Raw genomic sequence first — 19,027 nt, 5'->3', positions numbered from 1 at the left:
AGACTGGATGAACAATCTTCCTAGAAAAATATTGGGTTATAAAACTCCAGCTCAACTATTTGAAGCTGAGTTAGATAAAATTTATAGAAAAACAGCTTAACAAATTTGTTGTTTCAAGTTGTTATTGCAATTTATGAAAAAGAACTTTTTACAGTTTCCTACTATAAAGTGGAAGAATTAGGAGATTTGGGTGCCTGCATTTCAGTAAATGGCTATGCATCTGCATGTTATGAAGATGCAAATGGTGTGTATTGGCTGAGATTTTCTACGCCAGAGGATTTGGTCGCTCTTCGCGGTAAAAAAGAGGAACAGAAAAGGCATGTTGGAGAAATAGGTTATGAGGTTGTATTTATTCCGCGCGAAATGTACCCGAAAATCATTCCTCCAAAATTAAAACCTGCAAAAATTACGCCGTATAATCCAAGTTCAATTCCAGATTCTGACCGTGATTTGAATCCTGTTGCTCCGATTGGCAATGAAGAATATTATTATGATGAAACTTTGACAGCACAAATCCAGTGGCTTGCCGTAAAAATTGCATGCAAAGGAATCTATGATATGGCGTATGCAGGTGATTTCCGTGCAGAAAATCCGGTTGATTACTATAAAACCAGCTTTATAAAGCACTATCTTGCAAGCAATGATGGAATGGCATCAAAAGGTACGGAATTATTCGAGGGAATTTGTTTTGATTACGCTGATTTTGCCTACCGTGAGTTAAGAGACCATAAAAATGAGTATTCACCACGAATTTCAAATTTCTATATGGTAGGAACATTCGAGGATGCACATGACATTATTACATATCGAATCGCATCAAAAGGCGAAAAGGCGGATATGACCATCAATCAAACTCCAGTTGTCATATTTAGCCATAATCACATTCACGCACACGATGGTGCAACACGTCATGCATGGCTCTGGGTACAGGCTACAGACGGCACAATGTACTGGGTAGACCCGACAGGGACGGATAATTTAGGTCATCCGATATACGGAATTGTGCGAGGTGGAAAAGAAATTCAACTACCATACAATCCAAATCTTTGTGCACGCTAAAAAAATTACCGCTGTCGCTGGCATATCCAGAACAGCGGTTTTTCATTTTTATTTCTCTGTCAATAAGTTAAAAACTTAATCCAATTCCCCAAAATTGTGTTATAATATAATCAGATTCTCGAGAAGGGGGCAAAATATGACGATTGAAGGGTATTTTGATGGAACTGCAGTACGTCCACTTGAGCCAGTGCATTTAAAACCACAACAGAAAGTTTTTATTCATATTCCTAACAGTGATTTTTCAGATGCTAAAAGAGAACGGATTGAAAGCAAACTAGAGGCTTTTCATTCTGTATTCGGCATGCTTTCAGAAGAAGAAGCGACAGCCGTAAACGACTCCATAAAATCTGGCATAAAATTCAAGGATGTTGAGATATGACATACTTCTTGGACACGAACATTATAAGTTATCTTCTCAAAGGAAATGCAACTGTACTTAAAAAACTTGAAGAACTTGTAGAAGAAGATAATCAATTTGGAATTCCGAGTGTTGCCTACTATGAAATAAAAAGAGGTCTTCTTGCAAGCGGAGCAACTACGAAACTTACAAGATTTTTGAATTTCGTAAAACAGATAGGTATTGTAGAACTAAAAAGTTCAACGCTTGATTTAGCATCTCAGATTTATGCCGACTTAAAAAACTCTGGCGACATGATTGAAGATGATGATATTTTCATCGGTGCAACTGCTCTTGAAAGTGAGGCTGTACTTATTACAAACAATGAACAGCATTTAGGAAGAATCAAAGATTTGAAAATTGAAGTGTGGAATTAAAAGTTTTATGAAATCTTTGGTCCGTTTTCCACTTTCAAGAATTCAATTTCCGTGTTCCAATTGAAGAGCGTTTTCTGGCTTGCGGTAACGAGAAGATTTTTGATTCGCTCCATGTCTTCGTTGCCGACTGCGGAAGAAAGAGCCGTGCCGTATGCAGAATTTTCTGAATCGAACCATTTGCTGATTTCAGATTCGGATATGCGGCGTTTTTCGGTCACGATTTTTGATGCTGATTTTACCTCAAATCCATATTTTTTAAAGCTTTCGGCAATTGTGTCTGCGTTCCAGTTGAAAAGCGGATTTTCCTTGTCGCCAAAGAATTCATTTTCAGCAAGTTCCATTTTCTTCAATATATATTCAAACTTTTGCGGAAACTCGCTCATGTTGCCACTTAGAATCTGATTTCGCACCAAATCGCTGATTCTCTGTCCGTGGCAGGGAATTCGCTGGGAGATGATGACTGAAAAGTCTTTGGACAAAAGAGAGTTTGTACCGTCATTTTGTGCATTGGAAGACAAGCCGTTTGAATCTGTGGAAATCTGTGCAAATCTGTGGATTTCGGCATTCTGAGCCTGATTCAGAACCTCATTCAAAGAATATGCCAGAACATCCGCCGAGTCCTGGCTTGTGAACGGGTCGCGGAAGAAAATTCTGTCGAAGATAATGTCCTTTTTTGAAAAATCTTCGAGAATTGCTTTGAAATTATCGTTTGAAAGATAATTTTCGCTCGTTTGTGGTCGTACTGAAAGAATCGGGCGGTCAAGGTCGTCCAAGGTGCGGCCGTACTGCTCCATAATTTCCTTGCCTTTTTCGCTGCGGCAGATTCCCGCGGTAACACCTTCGGGTGTTTTTCGGCTTACATCCCAAAGTAAAAGCCCGTCATCGGCGTTCCAGACAAGACTTCGTGTGTGGCGGGTGAGCTTTGCAAGGTTTGTCATTGCATCGCGGATTGAAAGCAAAACTTCGGCTCGGTTTGAGTCCAGGCGGCTCCGCCATGATTTATCGGCGCGGTCAAGCGCGTTTTCCTTGCGTTCATCTTTGGGCGTAAAAGTGAGATTTTCGGATTTGACCGTATTGTTCTGATTGAAATTTTTGTTAATCCACCATTCGCCAATCGGATTTTCGTAATCGCTTGAAAAATGGGGGAGCGGGTGCATTCCGCAGCTTGCCCCAGTGTCCGGCTTTTCTGGTTCAATGTGCTCTAATATAGAAGAAATTTGCATTTCCCGGCGGCTCAGAACATCGTCGCGGATTTTTGCTTCGTAGCCCTGTGTGCTCGGCGTGTAGAAAACCCGGCCGACAAGCTCCGTGGGCAAATATTGCTGAGCAACCCAGTGATCGCGGTAGGCGTGCGGGTACAAATATCCGTCTCCGTGCCCGAAACCTTCTGCATCGCGGCTTGAATCGCGTAAGTGGTTTGGAACTTCGACATCTTCTTTTTCGACTGAGGCGAGAGCGTCAAAAAATGCCATTGAAGAATTTGATTTTGGAGCTGTGGCAAGATAAAGAGCGGCGTGTGCCAAATGATAGCGGCCTTCGGGCAAGCCAACGCGGTCAAAAGCATCGGCACAGCTCGTTACGACTCCGAGCGCGTAAGGATCTGCCAGGCCTGTGTCCTCGCAGGCAGAAATCAACATTCGGCGGAAAATAAAATGCGGATCTTCGCCAGCACGAATCATGCGGGCAAGCCAGTACATTGCCGCATCCGGGTCGCGCCCGCGCAAAGATTTTATGAAAGCCGAAATTATGTCGTAGTGATAGTCTCCGTCTCGGTCATAAAGCACGACTTTTTTCTGAATCGACTCTTCGGCAGTTTCTTTTGAGATGTAAATCGTACTTCCCCAGGCAGGCTCCGGGATTCTTGCTTCGGGATTCCATTTTTCGGGCGTGGTTTCAACGGCAAGTTCCAGTGCGTTGAGCAAACTTCGTGCGTCTCCGTTGGCTGTATCAACAAGATGCTCCAACGCGCCTTTTTCAAATTCGACTTTCCAGTGACCGTAGCCGCGCTCAACATCAGTGAGTGCCATTTGAGCCGCTTTTGTCAAATCTTCTTTTGTGAGAGCTTTGAGCTGAAAAACCCGGCTTCGGCTTACAAGTGCTTTGTTTACTTCAAAAAATGGATTTTCTGTGGTGGCTCCAATCAGAATAATCGTGCCGTTTTCGACCCAGGGCAAAAGCGCGTCCTGCTGAGCTTTGTTCCATCGGTGAACTTCGTCAACAAAAAGAATTGTTCTTCTATTATATAGCTTATAAAAATCGTCCGCAGTTTTGATTGCGTTTCGTATGTCGGCCACTCCAGTGAGAACGGCGTTCAGTGTGATAAAATTTGATTTTGTGTGATTTGCGATAACGCGGGCGAGGGTTGTCTTTCCTGTTCCCGGCGGACCATAAAAAATGACGGAAGTGAGCTGGTCAGCCGCAATCGCGCGCCGCAAAAGCCGCCCCTTGCCAACGATATGATCCTGGCCGATGTATTCATCCAAATTTCGTGGTCTCATTCTGGCTGCGAGAGGCTGTTTTTCCTGTTTGCTTGTGTCGAATAAATCAGGCATCTAAATCTCCTTTAGGCAACGGCCGCGAAATTTGCAAAGCCAGAAAAACGCTTGTCGTAAATTGCGCCACGGATGGCGCTGCCCCAAAAAGCCAGGAAATTGCCCGAGTTTTTTACGAAGGAAAAAACTCGCGAAAAAGAAAAGGCAGGAGGCCTTTTCTTTGAAGGCATCCGAGCCGCAAGAGGTTGTTTTTCTGCTTTTGAGGAATCAAATAAATCCGCCATGAGGAGATTATAGCATAGAAAGTGGAAAGTGGAAAATGGAAAGTGGAGAGTGGAAAACGAAAAACGAAAAAATGCAACGAAGTGAGGCGAGCGGCTTACTGTTTTGCTTTCATGCACCAGGGTATGTAGCCCCGAAGTAGCCGTAGGCTATGAGCGTGAGCGAAGGGCGGAACACCCGACCTGCGAAGCAGGTGGTGCCCCAAGTGCTCACTGCTACCTGCTAACTTCTAACTACTCTCGGTTCCACTCGTTTCTGCTTGAGAAGTATGACCACAAGCCTACATTGTTGAGAGAGGCTGAGGTGCTTGATGTTTCGGCTGTTGCAAAAATTGTGGCTGCTGTTTCGTCGTTTGATGGATTGACAACAAGAATGGCCTGAACATCGTAGTAAGATGAAAGGGCTGCATCGGCATTTGTTGAGAAATCTACATGACCGGCAGCTGGAATTGCGACGATTTTGTTTGAATCAGCTTTTAACGGTGTGTGGATAATGCCGCCAGTGGTTCCGGCAAGAAGATAGTTTGCTGTCAAGGCGATTGAGAGAATTGATTTGTGATTCAAGTTGACCATAGTCCATGATGTTGCATCTGTTGAATAAATGATGTTGTCTGCAAGGGACCTGTAAATATAAGTTGCATCTTTATTAGAAGTTTCGTTTGTTGTCATTGCATCTGAAGAACTGAAATAGACGGCATCCTTGAAAAATGCACATGATTTTGTAGCGTAGGTTGGCGTAGTCGTGTTGTCAAAAGAAGCGAGTGTTTCACCTGATGCAAGCTTTTCTTTTGCATCCATTTTGTTGTCGGCTGTAAGCACTGTAGTTCCAGAAAGTTCCCAAACTGTGGTTCCGTATCTGAAATATGCTTTTCTGTTTTCTGGTTTTGGCGTGTTTGTGCAGAAAAGAATAAAAGTCGTGACAGAGGAATAGTTTGAGGTATAGATAATCTTCCATGCTTTTGAATCTGGGTCAAAGCACCAGAGTGAGCGTGATTTTGGAACATTGTAGCCGTCATCGTCTTTTACGATTTCGATTGTTGCGGCGTAAAGATATTTTGTGTCGGCTGCAAGAGAGAAAACATGGTCGTCAGGATTTGGCAAATCGTCATTCCAGTCGATTTTGCTGTCGATAGTGACTGTTCCGAGATTGGTGTCGGCATTTACGCTTCGGTAGTAGATTGTGCCGTTTGATGCGAAGACATGCTCGACTCCGTTGTATTTGAGCCTGACGATATTATGAATGTCGCCGGAAATTTTAGCTTTTTCGAGCTTTACTTCCTTGCGAATGTCGTGGAAAACAACTCCATCACATGCAGAAAAAATTGAAGCGGCGGTAACTGCCAGCAAAGCCGAGAATAAAATCTTGATTCTTGAATTATATCTTTTCATTGTAATTTCCTAAAATTAGAAGTGATACCTTGCGGAAATAACCACAGAGCCGAAAAGTCCGTAATCATTGTATTGAGAATCGTCATACCACTGCGGCATGTACATGTAATCGCCTTCAAGACCGAATGACCAGCTAGGAGTTGCCCTGAAGAACGCGCCAGCCTGTCCTTTGAGGATGAGGCCTGGGAAATATGTACGGCTGAGATAGTTTTCCATTGCCGCACCAACGCCAAGCGTGATAGGGAATTCAAATCGCTTGAAAGTCGGCTGAATCGTTGTGTTGATGACGAACGGAATGTATGTGAAGATGTTTTCGCCAATCGTTGGGTGATAGCCGAAATGAACATCAAGACCGACTGCCCACCAACTTGTGAGGAAACGATGATAACCGAGCATACCGGCACCACCTGTGGAAAGTTTGCCGTCACGGTAGCCTGGGAAATTTCCGCCGAAGTTGAGCGGGAAAGTTACCATAAGACCGATTTTGATGAACTGGTCGCCAGCCTCGTTGAGATTGAGAGAAGTTTTGATTGCGACATCATTTTCTTCGCCATCTTCATCTTGAGGGACTTCATCAGGCATTGGCTGCTCCTGATCGATGTCTTCATTTGTGTTAATTTCTGCATCGTCGTCCGCAAAAGCGAAACCTGAAATCATAAAAAGCGCACAGAAAAGCGCAAGAAAGCGTTTCATAAATCCTCGTGTATTATAAAATAGATAGTAATTCTAATGAAAATACGGTATATTTTCAATTATATAGAATAAAGAAAAAAGTTCAGAAGAGGTTACAAATGAGCGCGCAGATTATCGATGGAAAGCAGATTGCTTTGGATGTTCGGGCTGGAGTCGCCGAAAAGGTTGCGGCATTGAAGGCAAAAGGAATTACGCCTTGTCTTGCGGTAGTGCTTGTCGGTGAAAATCCTGCGAGCGTGAGCTATGTCACAGGAAAGCGAAAGGCACTCGCTGAGGCAGGAATGGCCGACCGAAGCGAAGTTTTGCCGGAGAATACAACCGAGGCTGATTTGCTCGCGCTTATCGAAAAGCTCAACCGGGACGACACTGTTCACGGAATCCTCGTTCAGCTCCCTCTTCCAAAACATATCAACGAAGACAAAATCATCATGGCAATTTCACCGGAAAAAGATGTTGACGGCTTCCATCCGGTTAATGTCGGCAATCTCGTAATCGGAAAAAAAGCATTCCTTCCTTGCACACCGCACGGAATCATCGTTTTGCTTGAGCGCATGGGAATCGAAACAAGCGGAAAGCACGCCGTTGTAATTGGCCGAAGCAACATCGTCGGAAAGCCGGTATCACTTCTTCTTGCCCGTAAAGAAACAAACTGCACTGTTACAATCTGCCACACAGGAACCAAAAATATGGCAGAAATCACCCGTCAGGCAGACATTTTAATCGTTGCAAGCGGCCACCCGCACACAGTGACAAGCGACATGGTAAAAGAAGGAGCCGTTGTAATCGACGTTGGCGTAAACCGAATCCCGGACGCAAGCAAAAAAAGCGGCTTCCGCCTGATTGGTGACTGTGACTTCGATGAGATTAAGGAAAAAGCCAGCTACATCACGCCGGTTCCGGGCGGAGTAGGACCAATGACAATCGCGATGCTTATGTATAACACATTGGAAGCTGCGGAGAATACGGTAAAATAAATGTTTAATGCTTTTTTAGATAAATTATTCGAAATTTCTAAAACAGGTAAATTCTTAGACCAAACTCAGAAACTTTCCGAGTATGTAGATTCTTTGGATAACACTGCTATAAAAAATATCGTAAAAAATATTGGTACGATTCCTGAAAATGTAAAAGCAAGTTCCTCAGAAGAAAAATTATTCTCAAAAGCGTCCGATATAATTCTTGCAAAGTGTTTTAGACTTTTGGGTATGGATTCTCGTGCAATTTCTGAGCGTGGTGACAGTGCGGATGTTGTTGCGAAAAGTTTTTATCATGGATATAGCCTTGTTGCTGATGCAAAATGCTTTCGTTTAAGCAGAACTGCAAAAAATCAAAAAGATTTCAAAGTTGCAGCGTTGAGCGATTGGAGAGGTGCAGACCATGAACATGCTGTTTTAGTTTCGCCTTATTTTCAATATCCAAAAGAAGAAAGTCAGATTTATAAGACAGCACTTGATAAAGATGTGTGTCTTTTATCTTGGGAGCATATTTCGATTTTGCTTGAGCAAAATAAAAAGGAAAATGAGAATTTCTCTTTAGAATCAATCTGGCAAAGTTCGACAAGAATTTCTCGTGATTCGACTTTTGCATATAAAAATGCAAAAAATTGTTTTTTGCCAAAAGTAAATGAATTTATTGCAGCAAAACTTAATATTGACTTGCCAGAGTTTTATAAGATTCTTGATTCGTATAAATATGTGATAATAAATCGAGCTCATGATGAAATAAAATGTTGTGTGGAAAAACTTGACAATATCAGGAATTATACAAAAGATCAGGCAATTAACGAGCTTATAAAAGAAACGAAACTTGAAGAGAAAATTTCAGTCATCACAGATTATATTTCTTCTTTAGGGGAAAAAGATGAATAGAGTGGAGCTTGGAGATTCAATCCAGCTTATAAAGACGATTGGAGACGAAACAATTCATTTAATTCTCTCTGATATTCCTTATGGAATTAACTATGATGATTGGGATGTTCTTCACTCTAATACAAATTCAGCTTTACTTAAAGAAAATCCTATTGAAAAACAAGCACATGGAATTTTCAAGAAACGTGGAAAACCTCTGAATGGTTGGTCAGAGGCTGACAAGAATATACCGCAAGAGTATTATGATTGGTGTAAGTCTTGGGCTGGTGATTGGTACAGGGTTTTGAAGCCCGGGGCAAGTTGTTTTATATTTGCTGGAAGAAGAATGGCACATCGTTGTATTTGTGCTCTTGAAGATTCTGGTTTCATTTTTAAGGATATGATTTCTTGGGAAAAAGATGCCGCTGCATATCGTGCACAGAGGGTTAGTTGTGTCTTTGACAGAAGAAATGATTTTGAGAATTCCCAAAAATGGTCAGGTTGGAAAGTTGGTAATCTTCGCCCCCTTTTCGAGCCCATCTTGTGGTTTATGAAACCTTATCCAATCGGAACAACATTGACAGATAATATTCTCAATTACAATTTGGGCGGATATAATGAATATGCACTAAAAACTTCCGAAACACTGAATGAAGGGTTGGAAGTTTGTTCAAATATACTGAAAGTCAAAACTCAAAAATCTGACAGAGGCTTGCATCCAACACAAAAAGCTGTAAACTTAATGGAGATATTGATAAAAATGGTGACTTTAGAAGGTCAAACTGTTTTAGACCCATTCTGTGGTTGTGGAACAACATTGGTTGCAGCAAAAAATCTTAACAGAGATTATATTGGATTTGAGATAAATCCAATATATTATGACAATATTTTAAAACGACTTAATCAATAAAATAGGCATTTATGATAGATATTCAGGCAACCCAAGATACACGCGAAGTTCCTCTGCAGAAAGTCGGCGTTAAAAATGTCCGCTACCCGATTCAGGTTCTGGATAAGAGCCGCAAGACTCAGACCACCACTGGCACGGTAAATCTTTTTGTTAATTTGCCGCATAATTTCAAGGGCACTCACATGAGCCGCTTTATCGAAGTATTCCACAAGCACCACAACGACATTTCGATGAACAATTTTCTTGAAATGCTCGAAGAAATCCGTGCCAAGCTGGATGCGGAGCGGGCTTTCGGGCGAATCACATTTCCTTACTTTATCGAAAAATCTGCCCCGGTTTCAAAATCTGCCGGCCTCATGGAATACACCTGCTCGTACGAGGGGGAGGTTACGGTTAGGAGTGAGCAATTAGCAGTTAGCAAAGGGGAAGGGGGAAGTCTCCCCCTCGCTCCAATACCACTCACTACGCCGGAGAAGTCCGAGCAAGCTCTGCCTTCTCCGCTCCGTTCGGGTATTTCCGCTACCCCCTCTGCGGGCTCAAACGCCGCCCGCAACGCCCGCTTCTTCATTTCAATCAAGGTGCCGATTGCGACCCTTTGCCCTTGTTCTAAGGCTATTTCTGAGTATGGAGCGCACAATCAGCGCGGGTTTGTGAAAGTGAAGGTGCTTTACAGCAAATTTTTCTGGATTGAAGATGTGATTTCTATGATTGAGGAATGTGCATCGACTCCGCTTTATTCGGTTTTGAAAAGACAGGACGAGAAATTTGTTACGGAACATGCTTATGACAATCCGCGCTTTGTTGAGGATGTCGTTCGCGAAGTTTATCTTGGCTTAAAGAAAATGGACTTCAAATGGTTCACGGTCGAAGCTGAGACAGAAGAAAGCATACACTATCACAACGCGTATGCTTATGCGGAATATGGAGAATAATTGTATCGCGGGAATCGATGAAAAAAACTGAACTTCTTTCTATTGTATTGAGTTTTTTCCTCGCTGGTTTTGCTTTTTCGGAGGGCAAATCTGAAAGATTTATCGTTGAGGCTGCCACCGAAGAGGAGAAACTCTCCGCATCTTTTGAGATGATTGAAATCCCTGGCAAAAAATACGCGATGGGTAAAACGGAAGTCACCTGCGAAGTCTATGAAATCGTAATGGGCGAAAATCCAAGCTCTTATGCGGAAGGAAATTTCCCGGTGAACACGGTGAGCTGGTACGACTGCATTGTTTTCTGCAACAAACTCAGCCTGCTTCTCGGCAAAACTCCGGTTTACAGCGTGAACGGAAGCGCAAATCCTGACGACTGGGATTATTCTCCGCATGGAGGAAGCGCAATCAGCGGGGAAGTGATTCAGCACACAAGGGCAGACGGATTCAGGCTCCCGACTGTAGAAGAATGGGAATATGCGGCAAAAGGTGGGCAAGATTTTAAATATTCAGGCAGCGACAATCCGGACGAAGTTGCATGGTTCAAGGACAACAGTGAATACAAATCCCACGAAGCTGCCACCAAAGCACCGAACGGCTACGGCCTTTATGACATGAGCGGAAATCTCTGGGAATGGTGCTGGGATCGCTTCAAAGAAGACTCAAATTATTACCGGGTTCACAAAGGCGGTTCAGCGGCAAGCGGCAAAGAACTGTGCGAAATCAAATTCACCGGTCATCACTACGGCTCGCGCTCTCAGCCATGCTATTCGTATTTCAGTTTTGGATTCAGGATTGTGCGGAATTTGCGATAGGGGAAGTTTGGCGAACGATTTCATCCACAAGTGCTCGCACAAGACTTTTCTCATTTTCTGTCATCCCTGAAAGTTTTTTGGCTATTTGCCGGATGTCAGCGGGGAAAATTTCGGAAGTTTCAAGATTCGGGCGTTTTTCTGTTCCTGTAACTAAGAATTCTACGGAAACATTTAGGGCATCAGCGATTTTTACGGCGATGTCGGCCGGAGGAATATTGCCTTTTTCTCGGAGATAATTGTCGAGAGTTCGTTTATTGATTCCTGTTTTTAAAGAAAGTTCTTTTACCAAAATACCACGGAAAGACAACTCTGATTTCAGATTTTCTCTAAAACTCATGAAAATGATAATACGCGAAACTGCGTAATCCTAGTTGCTCGATTGTCGGAACTGTGCTATTCTAATTTTAATTGTTAAATTAGCGTATTTTAAGATTTTAATACGCGAATCTTTACACCACAAGGAGTTGCTTATTATGAAAAAAATTGTATCTTTGGTTGCGTTTGGAATCTTGCTTGCTTCTGCGGCGGTAGCTCAAGTCTCACAGGATGTTTTAAAACAGATGTCTTTTGGTGTTCGTGCCTCGTTTGGTGCGAGTATGCTGGATATTACAGACAGCCAAAAGCATGAATTGGGAAATGAACTTGCGGCAATATTGAGCGATTCTTTGGGAACTCAAAATGCATCATATTCGGTTGACAATGACACCACGGGCATGGGCGGATTCGCATTCTGGGGAAATTACAGTTTTCCGCAGGTTCCCGCGCTCGGAATTCAGGGCGAAATAGGATTTTTGTTCAATAACGGAACAGAAATTAACGCCGAGTCAAAGACTTCTATTTTCGGAGTTGGAAGCGTATCGCTGGAAGCCAAAGACAAAATTTCATACACGACAATGGAACTTCCAGTGCTTGTAACATATACCGTGAACAAAGGCGGCTTTTTTGAGTTCATTCCGCACGGCGGCCTTTATCTTTCTTTCCCATTAGGAAAATGCAAAGAAGAGTATGATGTGACAATAAAAGCAGCTGGAAAAACTTTCAAAACCGATTGCGAAGAAAAAAATAAAATAAACAACTTTGCTTTTATCGGACTGGCGATTGGTGCTGATTTTGCGCTAAATTTCACAAAAACTTCTGCCCTCATCTTTAATACCCGCTATATGGCTGATTTCAACAAGCTCAAGATTGATGGTGACGAAGTTGCGCGCCGTTCAGTATTTTTGTTATCGTTAGGCTATCGCTACACAGTCAGATAATTTCACATCTTGCTTCGCTTTCACACGCTAGGGATAGCTGAAACAAAAAATACCTCCTTGTATTTTTTGTTTCTACGAGAAAATTCTGTTCACCTAACGGCAAACAGAATTTTCTCTCTCTGCTTTTTTCCTGCATCCGTGCAGGGCTTTTTATGACTTACGAATAGCCCGACCGACACGAAGTGGCGGGAGCGTCCAATTTCTAATTTTTCATTTCTAATTGCTCATTTTTATAAGTTCCGGGTGGTACTCGAAGTGCATGTTGTCGAAGATGACCCAGTAGCCGCCCCAGATGAAGCCTTCTTCTTCGAAGATTTTTCGGACTTCGGCGGGTGGCATCCAGCGTTTTTCTAGCGGAACCAGCATCCATTTGTCGCCGAGTCGGTCTTTTTCCCAGCTCCAGTAAATTGCCTTGCGGTTCAGGCGTTTTGGCAGGATGTCCACGGCGATTCCGTAGGAATGGAAGGATTTTCGGGATGTCTGCACGATTTCGCGCCAGTGGTAGGCATCGCAGGATTTCAGGTTTGCGAGGAATGCCTTGATTTCGGGCGTGTCTTTTTGCGCGAGGATTTTCTTTTCTACATTTTTGAGCGGAGTCCAGATTCTTTCGTGGATTCGGGTGGCTTTGCCTAAAAATTTCGTCTTGATGATATGGTCTTCGATGATTTTCTGGGATTGTGCCGAGTATAAAAAGTCGAAAAAGAACATGGGTGTGCCGCCCTCGCTCTTGCGATTTTCTGCCGAGCCGAATTCTTTTATCTGTTCGATTTCTTCGGCGGTGTAAGTTTTTGGGTCGCGGAGTTTGTTTTCGTATTCGTATTGAAGCACCCAGTAATTTTCTTTGTTCGGAAGTTCTTCTTTTGGTAAAAGACGGCCATCTGCCCAATAAAATGTGGCTGTTTTTTTTGTCTTTGGCTTTTTTGTGCGCTCAAAATACAGGTCGGCGGTCATGTCGATTTTCCAGTCGTTCTGCTCTTTGTCAAAAATCGCGCTGTATTCGATGTCGGGGTAAAAATTCATGAATTCTTTGATTTCGGCTGGAACGAATGATTTGTTCGCGAATTGTGCGTGCGGTGGAAGCTGGGCGGAGAGTGGGAGGCAAAAGGATGCGAGAATGACAAAATATATCGAGAGAAGGGGGAACTTTTTCATTAGGTCAGTAATTATAGCAGAAAATGAAAAGGAAAACGAGAAAAAAATTTTCTTCGGGCGGGAAAAAGGATTCCTGGAATCTTTCTGCGGATTGCAAGGCCTGTCTTCTTATTAAAATTTTATTATCTAACAATAAATTATTCCTCCGTTAATGAATTATTCGATAGTTTTTGTTAAAATTGAGGCATGAAAAAAGTCCGCTGTTTGGCTTTCGGATTTTTGTTCCTTTCGGGGTTTGCGTTTTCGGAGTCAAATCTTCACACATTGCTTTTCGGTTATCTCAAAAACGACCTTTCGCTGCAAAAATGCACGCTTACGGCACAGAGCAAGGCACTTTCTTACGATGCCACAAAAATTTCAAATGGAATCGAGCTGACTCTTTCAACTGGCACTGTCAAGATTCAGTCTTCTTCGGACGGCTCAAAATACACTTTCACTCCTTCGGCTTCACTGGGGCTTCCTCAGCTTAACGACACAAAACTTACGGCTTCTCTTCCAATGACAAAAAAATCCGGCTACGAGTCTGGAAACGAGAACGGCACTTTTCTGGACAACGGAAATGTCAAGGTTAGCACTGGGATTGTGACTTCGGCTCCTTTAAAAAGAAAGGTTTCACTCTTGGAGGCTGAGCGCGCATACATTGAGGCTGAGCGGGCGGTTCAAAATCAGGCTTTGACGGTTGAAAATGAATTTTACACCAATCTCAAAAATCTTTACGGCTATGTCCAGAAGGTTTTGACGGCAAAAGATGATTTGTATGACGATGAATTGAGGCTTCGGGTTCTTGAAGTTCAGGGCTACAGCAAAACAAGTGCTTCTTACCGACGGAAATATCTTGAAGTTCAGAGCGACCGGCGGAATGTGGCGGAAAATTTGCGGAAACTGGAACGAGAAACGGCTGTTTTTGCAATAAAATGCGGTGCTGAATACGAGCGGGTTTTTACCCCAGAAAAATTCGAGCTGGCAAAGGCTGAGGAGCTTGGAAATCAGGCTTTTGAGAGCGTTATGGCTTTTCTTCCGATGGAAATTCCAGGCGTTAAAATGGAAGATGTTCTTTCTTACGATGCTTCGGCTTACACAAAGAGCGAAAGTGCGGAATGGTCAAAATACATCAGCGATTTGAAGCGAAAAACGGACTACTCTCTGGAGCTTGGAGCTTACGCCGGCTACACTTTCAACGAAAGTTCTTCAAAATACGACACGGCGGACGGCGGAATCACCTTTGACTGGAAGGGAATCACAGCGAGCGCGGGCGTTTCTCTCCCAACTGGGCAGAATCTTTTTCCGCTGAACGGCACGAGCGTGGGGCAGACTTCAAAATCCCCGGTCTACACTTTTGCAATCACTTTAAAGCCCAACATCTGGCGGCTCGCAAAAATCGATAAAAAGCAGGACGAGCTGAATTCAAAAATCGATGAAATCACGGTGAAAAGTGCGGCTGACGATTATGACACGGCGGTTCTGGACAAGCTTACCCAGCGCGGCGACCTTGCATGGAGCGAAAAATCTTACGCCGAAGAGTACGACATGTATTCTCAGCTCGAATATGACATGGACAACTGGCTCAAACAGGGCAGCGTGACCAAAAGCGACTACCTTGATGCCGAAAACAACCGGAATCGCGCGCAGATGAACATTCTGATTAACGCGGTTGAGAAGATTATTTATAATAACAATGTGAAGATGATGTTCGTTAAAAGTTAGGACTTGGGCGCTCCCTGCTTCGCAGGTCGGGTGTTCCGCACTTCGCTAACGCTCATTGCCGCAAGCGGCAACTAAAGGTGCTCCATACCCTAGCGTGTAATTAAGGAGATTTGTTTGAAAAAACTGAAACTTTCTAAAAAGCATAAAATAATTCTCGGCGTGGTTCTGGGGCTTGTGTTGCTTGCCGTGATTCTTAAGGTTTCGCGGCGGGCTGTTGAAAAGTCGGCGGCAAAGGGGCAGGAAACTTATCGGGTCCGCACCGAAACTTATGAAAATGCGATTCAGATTGCGGGAACTGTGGCGGCGGCCAAGTCACAGAATTTGCAGGCTTTGAACGACGGCGATGTTGTCGGCGTTTACAAAAAAGAAGGCGACCGCGTTAAGGAAGGCGATTTGATTGTCCAGCTTGATGACAGCGAGCAGCAGTACAACCTTGCGAACCTTGATTATGAAATTTCGGTTGCCCGACAGAATCAGACTGCGGGCAAATTAAAACTCATGGAGACTCAGCGGATTTCTTTGCTCCGAAAAATCGAAAACCGCAAAATCGTGGCCACTTTTGATGGCGTGATTGCGGCTCTTGATGTGAATCAGGGCGACTATCTTGAAGCAAAAGACAAAATCGGCACGCTCGTAAACACGGATTATCTCACAGCAGATGTCGAGATTGCCGAAACCGATGTGCAGAAACTCAAAGTGGGGCAGAGAGTTGATTTCACATTCCCGGCCTACAGTGGCAAAGTCGCAGGCTATTTGTATTCTTACCCTGCGATTGGCGAAGTGACCAGCCGTGGTGCTACAGTCGTAAAGGCAAAGGTGCGGATAGACGATGTTCCGGCCGAAGTTCTGCCGAATTTCAGCTTTACCGGCAAAATCCAGATTACTGAGCCGGAGCAAAAACTTGTGGTCGAGCGTTACGCAATCGGTCACGACAAGGGCACGGCTTTCGCAGAAATTTTGGAGCGTGACGGAAATACAAAGCGAGTTGAAGTCACCGTGGAGCCGTACGGGCTGGAATATGTGAACGTGCTTTCGGGGCTTAGTGGCGGCGAAATGCTCAAAGCGCAGAGTAGCGCAGGCGAAAGCGGCCGAATGCGTGTGAGCAAAAAAGGCCAGAAAGCCCAGCCAAAGAACAACTCCAGACCACAGGGCGGCCCACCACCCTTCTAGAAAACAAAAATACATCCGTGTATTTTTGTTTTCAACGAGAAAATTCTGTTCACCTAAAGGCAAACAGAATTTTCTCTCTTTGCTAAAACCCCGCTTCCATGCGGGGCATTTGGGGGAATAGCGATGCAACCGGTCATTTACATGGAAGATGTGCGTAAGATTTACTCTATGGGCGAGCAGGAAGTCCATGCTTTGCGGGGAATTTCGTTCTCGGTGGAGCAGGGAGAATTTTTATCCATTATGGGGCCTTCAGGCTCCGGCAAGTCCACCTGCATGAACATGATTGGCTGCCTTGACAGGCCAACCAGCGGAATTGTAAAAATCGGTGGCAAAGAAACGGCGAAGATGAGCGAAAAGGAGCTTGCCGAGCTTCGTAATAAGACGGTCGGATTCGTTTTTCAGCAGTATCATTTGCTGCCCACGATGACAGTTCTTGAAAATGTGATGGTTCCGCTCCGTTATCAGGGAATTGAGCGCGCGCTCCGCCGGGATATGGCACTGGCAGCCCTGGAAAAAGTGGGCTTAAGCGAGAGAATCAACCATCTTCCCAATGAGCTTTCCGGCGGACAAAAGCAGCGTGTAGCAATCGCGCGGGCAACAGTCACAAAGCCAGCGATAATCTTGGCCGATGAGCCGACAGGTGCGCTCGACAGCTCGACAGGCCGTGCGGTCCTTGAACTTTTCGGTGAAATCAACAGCACTGGCACGACAATCGTAATCGTCACCCATGATCCAGGAATCGGAGCAAGCACAAAACGCTGCATTCGAATCCTGGACGGGCAGATACAGGGAGATGAAGTCAGAAATTAGAAGCTTGTTGATTGCATGCTTCGTCCGTAATTCGGGGCGTTGCGGGTACTCCCGCAGAGGGGGTAGCGGAAAACGCGAAGCGGTTGTAGCGAGGGGGAGACTTCCCCCATTGCTGATTTGCTTTATGCCGCCTCCATGCGGCAAATGAGATTGATATGTTTGAAGATTTTTGCGACATCCATGTCGTGACAAGAATTTTACTTCGCAAAATTCTTTCGGATTAACTTGCTTTATGCCGCCTCCATGCGGCACATGAGGTTGATATGTTAGAAGATTTTATTGACTCGCTTAGAAATTTTTCTCGCTCTAAGACTCGCACTGTGCTTTCTTTGCTGGGCGTGATTATTGGTGTGGCCAGCGTTATTATCATTACCAGTCTGGGAGCCAGTTCTACAAGGAATATTCAGGCGCAGTTTGGCTCTTCTGGGCTGGATTTGGTGAGCGTGAGCGGGGGCGGCTGGATGCGGCGTAACCGTGATGCCGTGACCATTAAGTTTGACGAGGCTCTCCGCACGGATTTGTTCGGCAGCGTTCCTAATATCAAGAAAATCTGGTTCAAAAATTCCACGAGTTTTGCAATTTCTTACGGCGACACGACTGTGACTTCAAATGCTACGGCGATCGAGCCTGGTTATCTTGAGATGTATCAGCTGGAACTTGATACTGGCGAATATTTTACTGTGACTGACGAGGTTGCGGGCAGCCAGAAGATGATTATCGGCAGCGAGGTGGCTTCTTCGCTTTTCCCGGATGGCGATGCAGTTGGGAAGGGCGTTGTAGTGGTTGCTTCAAAAGTGCCTTTTGCCTTTACGATTGCGGGAGTTCTCAAAAAACAGTCGGCGGGCATGGAAGACACCACCACAGGAATTTACATCCCGCGCGGATTTTATGCCAAAAAAATCAAACCGAATCCCACGGCTGACACGATGATGGTTCAGGCAACGGACACAAGCCATTGTTCCCAGCTCGTAACCGATTTAACCTCATACATGACCGAAAAATCCGGCACAGAAGGAAGCGTAAACATCATGTCGATGCAGACGATGATTGAGCAGGTTCAGAGCGTGATGGGAACTTTGAGTCTCATGCTCTCAGGAATCGCGGCAATCTCGCTTCTGGTCGGTGGAATCGGAATCATGAACATCATGATTGTAACGGTAACGGAGCGCAAGCAGGAAATCGGCATCAGAAAGGCTTTGGGAGCAAGTCCGCTGGCAATTTGCCGCCAGTTTCTGGTGGAAAGCGCAAGCATCACGCTTTTTGGCGGCATCCTCGGAATTGCGCTGGGAACTGCCCTGAGCCTTGCGATTGAGTATGTTGTGAAAGATTTGCCTTACGCGATAAAAATTTCGGCCTGCGTGACGGCATTCGTATTCAGTGTGTTCGTAGGCATTTTCTTTGGTCTCAGCCCCGCGGTTAAGGCCAGCAAACTTGACCCGGTTGAGGCACTGGCGGGGTAGATGCCGACCACAGACTCGGGCGGTGATGGAATAGGAAGGGGAAAAGCCTTTCCCCTGCGCCACACGTTGTTGTGTCGCACCCCATTCTCCTGGGGCTTTGCCCCAAGCCCTATTATTTCGCCAGCCCTTTCATCATCCCCACTTCCTTCGCATACATTTCGATTCCGTGTTTCCAGAAATCTTTTTGCGTGATGTCGAAACCTGCTTTTTTGCACAAATCTTCGCAGCTCATGTTGCCTGTGTTTGAAAGCAATTCTGCGTAGGTTTTGGCGAAATCTTTTCCTTCTTT

General features: G+C 44.5%; 19 protein-coding genes. 13 read left to right on the top strand and 6 right to left on the bottom strand.

Annotated features, from left to right (window positions below; translation table 11 throughout):
- Nucleotides 1-168: 168 nt before the first annotated feature.
- From IJJ71_RS06080 to IJJ71_RS06070, 3 genes are all read left to right on the top strand, one after another.
- Nucleotides 169-1,059: a hypothetical protein gene (locus IJJ71_RS06080; protein WP_296845940.1), complete on the top strand. Its 891-nt coding sequence runs from the start codon at nucleotides 169-171 to the stop codon at nucleotides 1,057-1,059.
- Between the two features lie 136 nt (nucleotides 1,060-1,195).
- Nucleotides 1,196-1,438, top strand: a complete 243-nt coding sequence (locus IJJ71_RS06075) for a hypothetical protein (RefSeq protein ID WP_296845939.1) — start codon at nucleotides 1,196-1,198, stop codon at nucleotides 1,436-1,438.
- Nucleotides 1,435-1,833, top strand: a complete 399-nt coding sequence (locus IJJ71_RS06070; protein WP_296845938.1) for a PIN domain-containing protein — start codon at nucleotides 1,435-1,437, stop codon at nucleotides 1,831-1,833. The genes IJJ71_RS06075 and IJJ71_RS06070 overlap by 4 nt, the downstream gene beginning before the upstream one ends.
- Nucleotides 1,834-1,838: 5 nt before the next feature.
- Here IJJ71_RS06070 and IJJ71_RS06065 read toward each other — a convergent pair whose 3' ends face one another.
- The 4 genes from IJJ71_RS06065 to IJJ71_RS06050 form a co-directional block, all read right to left on the bottom strand.
- Nucleotides 1,839-4,385, bottom strand: coding sequence for an AAA family ATPase (locus IJJ71_RS06065; protein ID WP_296845937.1), 2,547 nt, complete (start codon nucleotides 4,383-4,385; stop codon nucleotides 1,839-1,841).
- Nucleotides 4,386-4,396: 11 nt separating this feature from the next.
- A complete protein-coding gene (locus tag IJJ71_RS06060) occupies nucleotides 4,397-4,609 on the bottom strand; it encodes a hypothetical protein (RefSeq protein ID WP_296845936.1) in 213 nt (70 codons plus the stop codon).
- Nucleotides 4,610-4,840: 231 nt separating this feature from the next.
- On the bottom strand, nucleotides 4,841-5,995 hold the full coding sequence (locus tag IJJ71_RS06055; protein ID WP_296845935.1) for a hypothetical protein: 1,155 nt from the start codon (nucleotides 5,993-5,995) through the stop codon (nucleotides 4,841-4,843).
- A 15-nt stretch (nucleotides 5,996-6,010) separates the two neighbouring features.
- On the bottom strand, nucleotides 6,011-6,688 hold the full coding sequence (locus IJJ71_RS06050) for a TP0733 family outer membrane beta-barrel protein (protein WP_296845934.1): 678 nt from the start codon (nucleotides 6,686-6,688) through the stop codon (nucleotides 6,011-6,013).
- Nucleotides 6,689-6,786: 98 nt separating this feature from the next.
- Between IJJ71_RS06050 and folD the strand changes: the two genes are divergently transcribed.
- From folD to IJJ71_RS06025, 5 genes are read left to right on the top strand one after another with little or no spacing between them, the layout of a single operon-like run.
- A complete protein-coding gene (gene folD, locus IJJ71_RS06045) occupies nucleotides 6,787-7,662 on the top strand; it encodes a bifunctional methylenetetrahydrofolate dehydrogenase/methenyltetrahydrofolate cyclohydrolase FolD (RefSeq protein ID WP_296845933.1) in 876 nt (291 codons plus the stop codon).
- Nucleotides 7,663-8,556, top strand: coding sequence for a HindIII family type II restriction endonuclease (locus IJJ71_RS06040; protein WP_296845932.1), 894 nt, complete (start codon nucleotides 7,663-7,665; stop codon nucleotides 8,554-8,556).
- Complete coding sequence (locus IJJ71_RS06035) at nucleotides 8,549-9,445, top strand: DNA-methyltransferase (RefSeq protein WP_296845931.1); 897 nt, start codon at nucleotides 8,549-8,551, stop codon at nucleotides 9,443-9,445. Before IJJ71_RS06040 ends, IJJ71_RS06035 begins: the two co-directional genes overlap by 8 nt.
- 11 nt (nucleotides 9,446-9,456) lie before the next feature.
- Complete coding sequence (locus tag IJJ71_RS06030; protein ID WP_296845930.1) at nucleotides 9,457-10,377, top strand: GTP cyclohydrolase I FolE2; 921 nt, start codon at nucleotides 9,457-9,459, stop codon at nucleotides 10,375-10,377.
- Between the two features lie 17 nt (nucleotides 10,378-10,394).
- Nucleotides 10,395-11,186 (top strand): formylglycine-generating enzyme family protein, encoded by a 792-nt coding sequence (locus IJJ71_RS06025; RefSeq protein WP_296845929.1) that lies wholly within the window; start codon nucleotides 10,395-10,397, stop codon nucleotides 11,184-11,186.
- On the opposite strand, the gene IJJ71_RS06020 is transcribed toward IJJ71_RS06025, so the two are convergent.
- Entirely contained in the window at nucleotides 11,161-11,523 is a 363-nt protein-coding gene (locus tag IJJ71_RS06020) for a helix-turn-helix domain-containing protein (RefSeq protein ID WP_296845928.1), read from the bottom strand. The two genes, IJJ71_RS06025 and IJJ71_RS06020, sit on opposite strands and share 26 nt — an antisense overlap.
- Nucleotides 11,524-11,659: 136 nt before the next feature.
- Between IJJ71_RS06020 and IJJ71_RS06015 the strand changes: the two genes are divergently transcribed.
- Nucleotides 11,660-12,442, top strand: coding sequence for an outer membrane beta-barrel protein (locus tag IJJ71_RS06015; RefSeq protein ID WP_296845927.1), 783 nt, complete (start codon nucleotides 11,660-11,662; stop codon nucleotides 12,440-12,442).
- Between the two features lie 216 nt (nucleotides 12,443-12,658).
- Here the strand turns inward: IJJ71_RS06015 and IJJ71_RS06010 are convergent, their stop codons facing one another.
- Nucleotides 12,659-13,594, bottom strand: coding sequence for a M15 family metallopeptidase (locus tag IJJ71_RS06010; protein WP_296845926.1), 936 nt, complete (start codon nucleotides 13,592-13,594; stop codon nucleotides 12,659-12,661).
- 186 nt (nucleotides 13,595-13,780) lie between these two features.
- Here IJJ71_RS06010 and IJJ71_RS06005 point away from each other — a divergent pair, with 186 nt between their 5' ends.
- The 4 genes from IJJ71_RS06005 (at nucleotide 13,781) to IJJ71_RS05990 (ending at nucleotide 18,738) form a co-directional block, all read left to right on the top strand.
- On the top strand, nucleotides 13,781-15,298 hold the full coding sequence (locus IJJ71_RS06005; RefSeq protein WP_296845925.1) for a hypothetical protein: 1,518 nt from the start codon (nucleotides 13,781-13,783) through the stop codon (nucleotides 15,296-15,298).
- Between the two features lie 114 nt (nucleotides 15,299-15,412).
- Complete coding sequence (locus IJJ71_RS06000; protein WP_296845924.1) at nucleotides 15,413-16,468, top strand: efflux RND transporter periplasmic adaptor subunit; 1,056 nt, start codon at nucleotides 15,413-15,415, stop codon at nucleotides 16,466-16,468.
- A 123-nt stretch (nucleotides 16,469-16,591) separates the two neighbouring features.
- Entirely contained in the window at nucleotides 16,592-17,278 is a 687-nt protein-coding gene (locus IJJ71_RS05995; RefSeq protein WP_296845923.1) for an ABC transporter ATP-binding protein, read from the top strand.
- Nucleotides 17,279-17,541: 263 nt separating this feature from the next.
- Nucleotides 17,542-18,738 (top strand): ABC transporter permease, encoded by a 1,197-nt coding sequence (locus tag IJJ71_RS05990; protein ID WP_296845922.1) that lies wholly within the window; start codon nucleotides 17,542-17,544, stop codon nucleotides 18,736-18,738.
- Nucleotides 18,739-19,027 lie beyond the last annotated feature (289 nt).

Origin of the sequence: Treponema sp. (genome assembly GCF_017430385.1) — a bacterium.
Lineage (GTDB): Bacteria > Spirochaetota > Spirochaetia > Treponematales > Treponemataceae > Treponema_D.
Note: the sequence above shows the minus strand (reverse complement) of the source record. Positions and strands in the feature narration are given on the sequence as shown.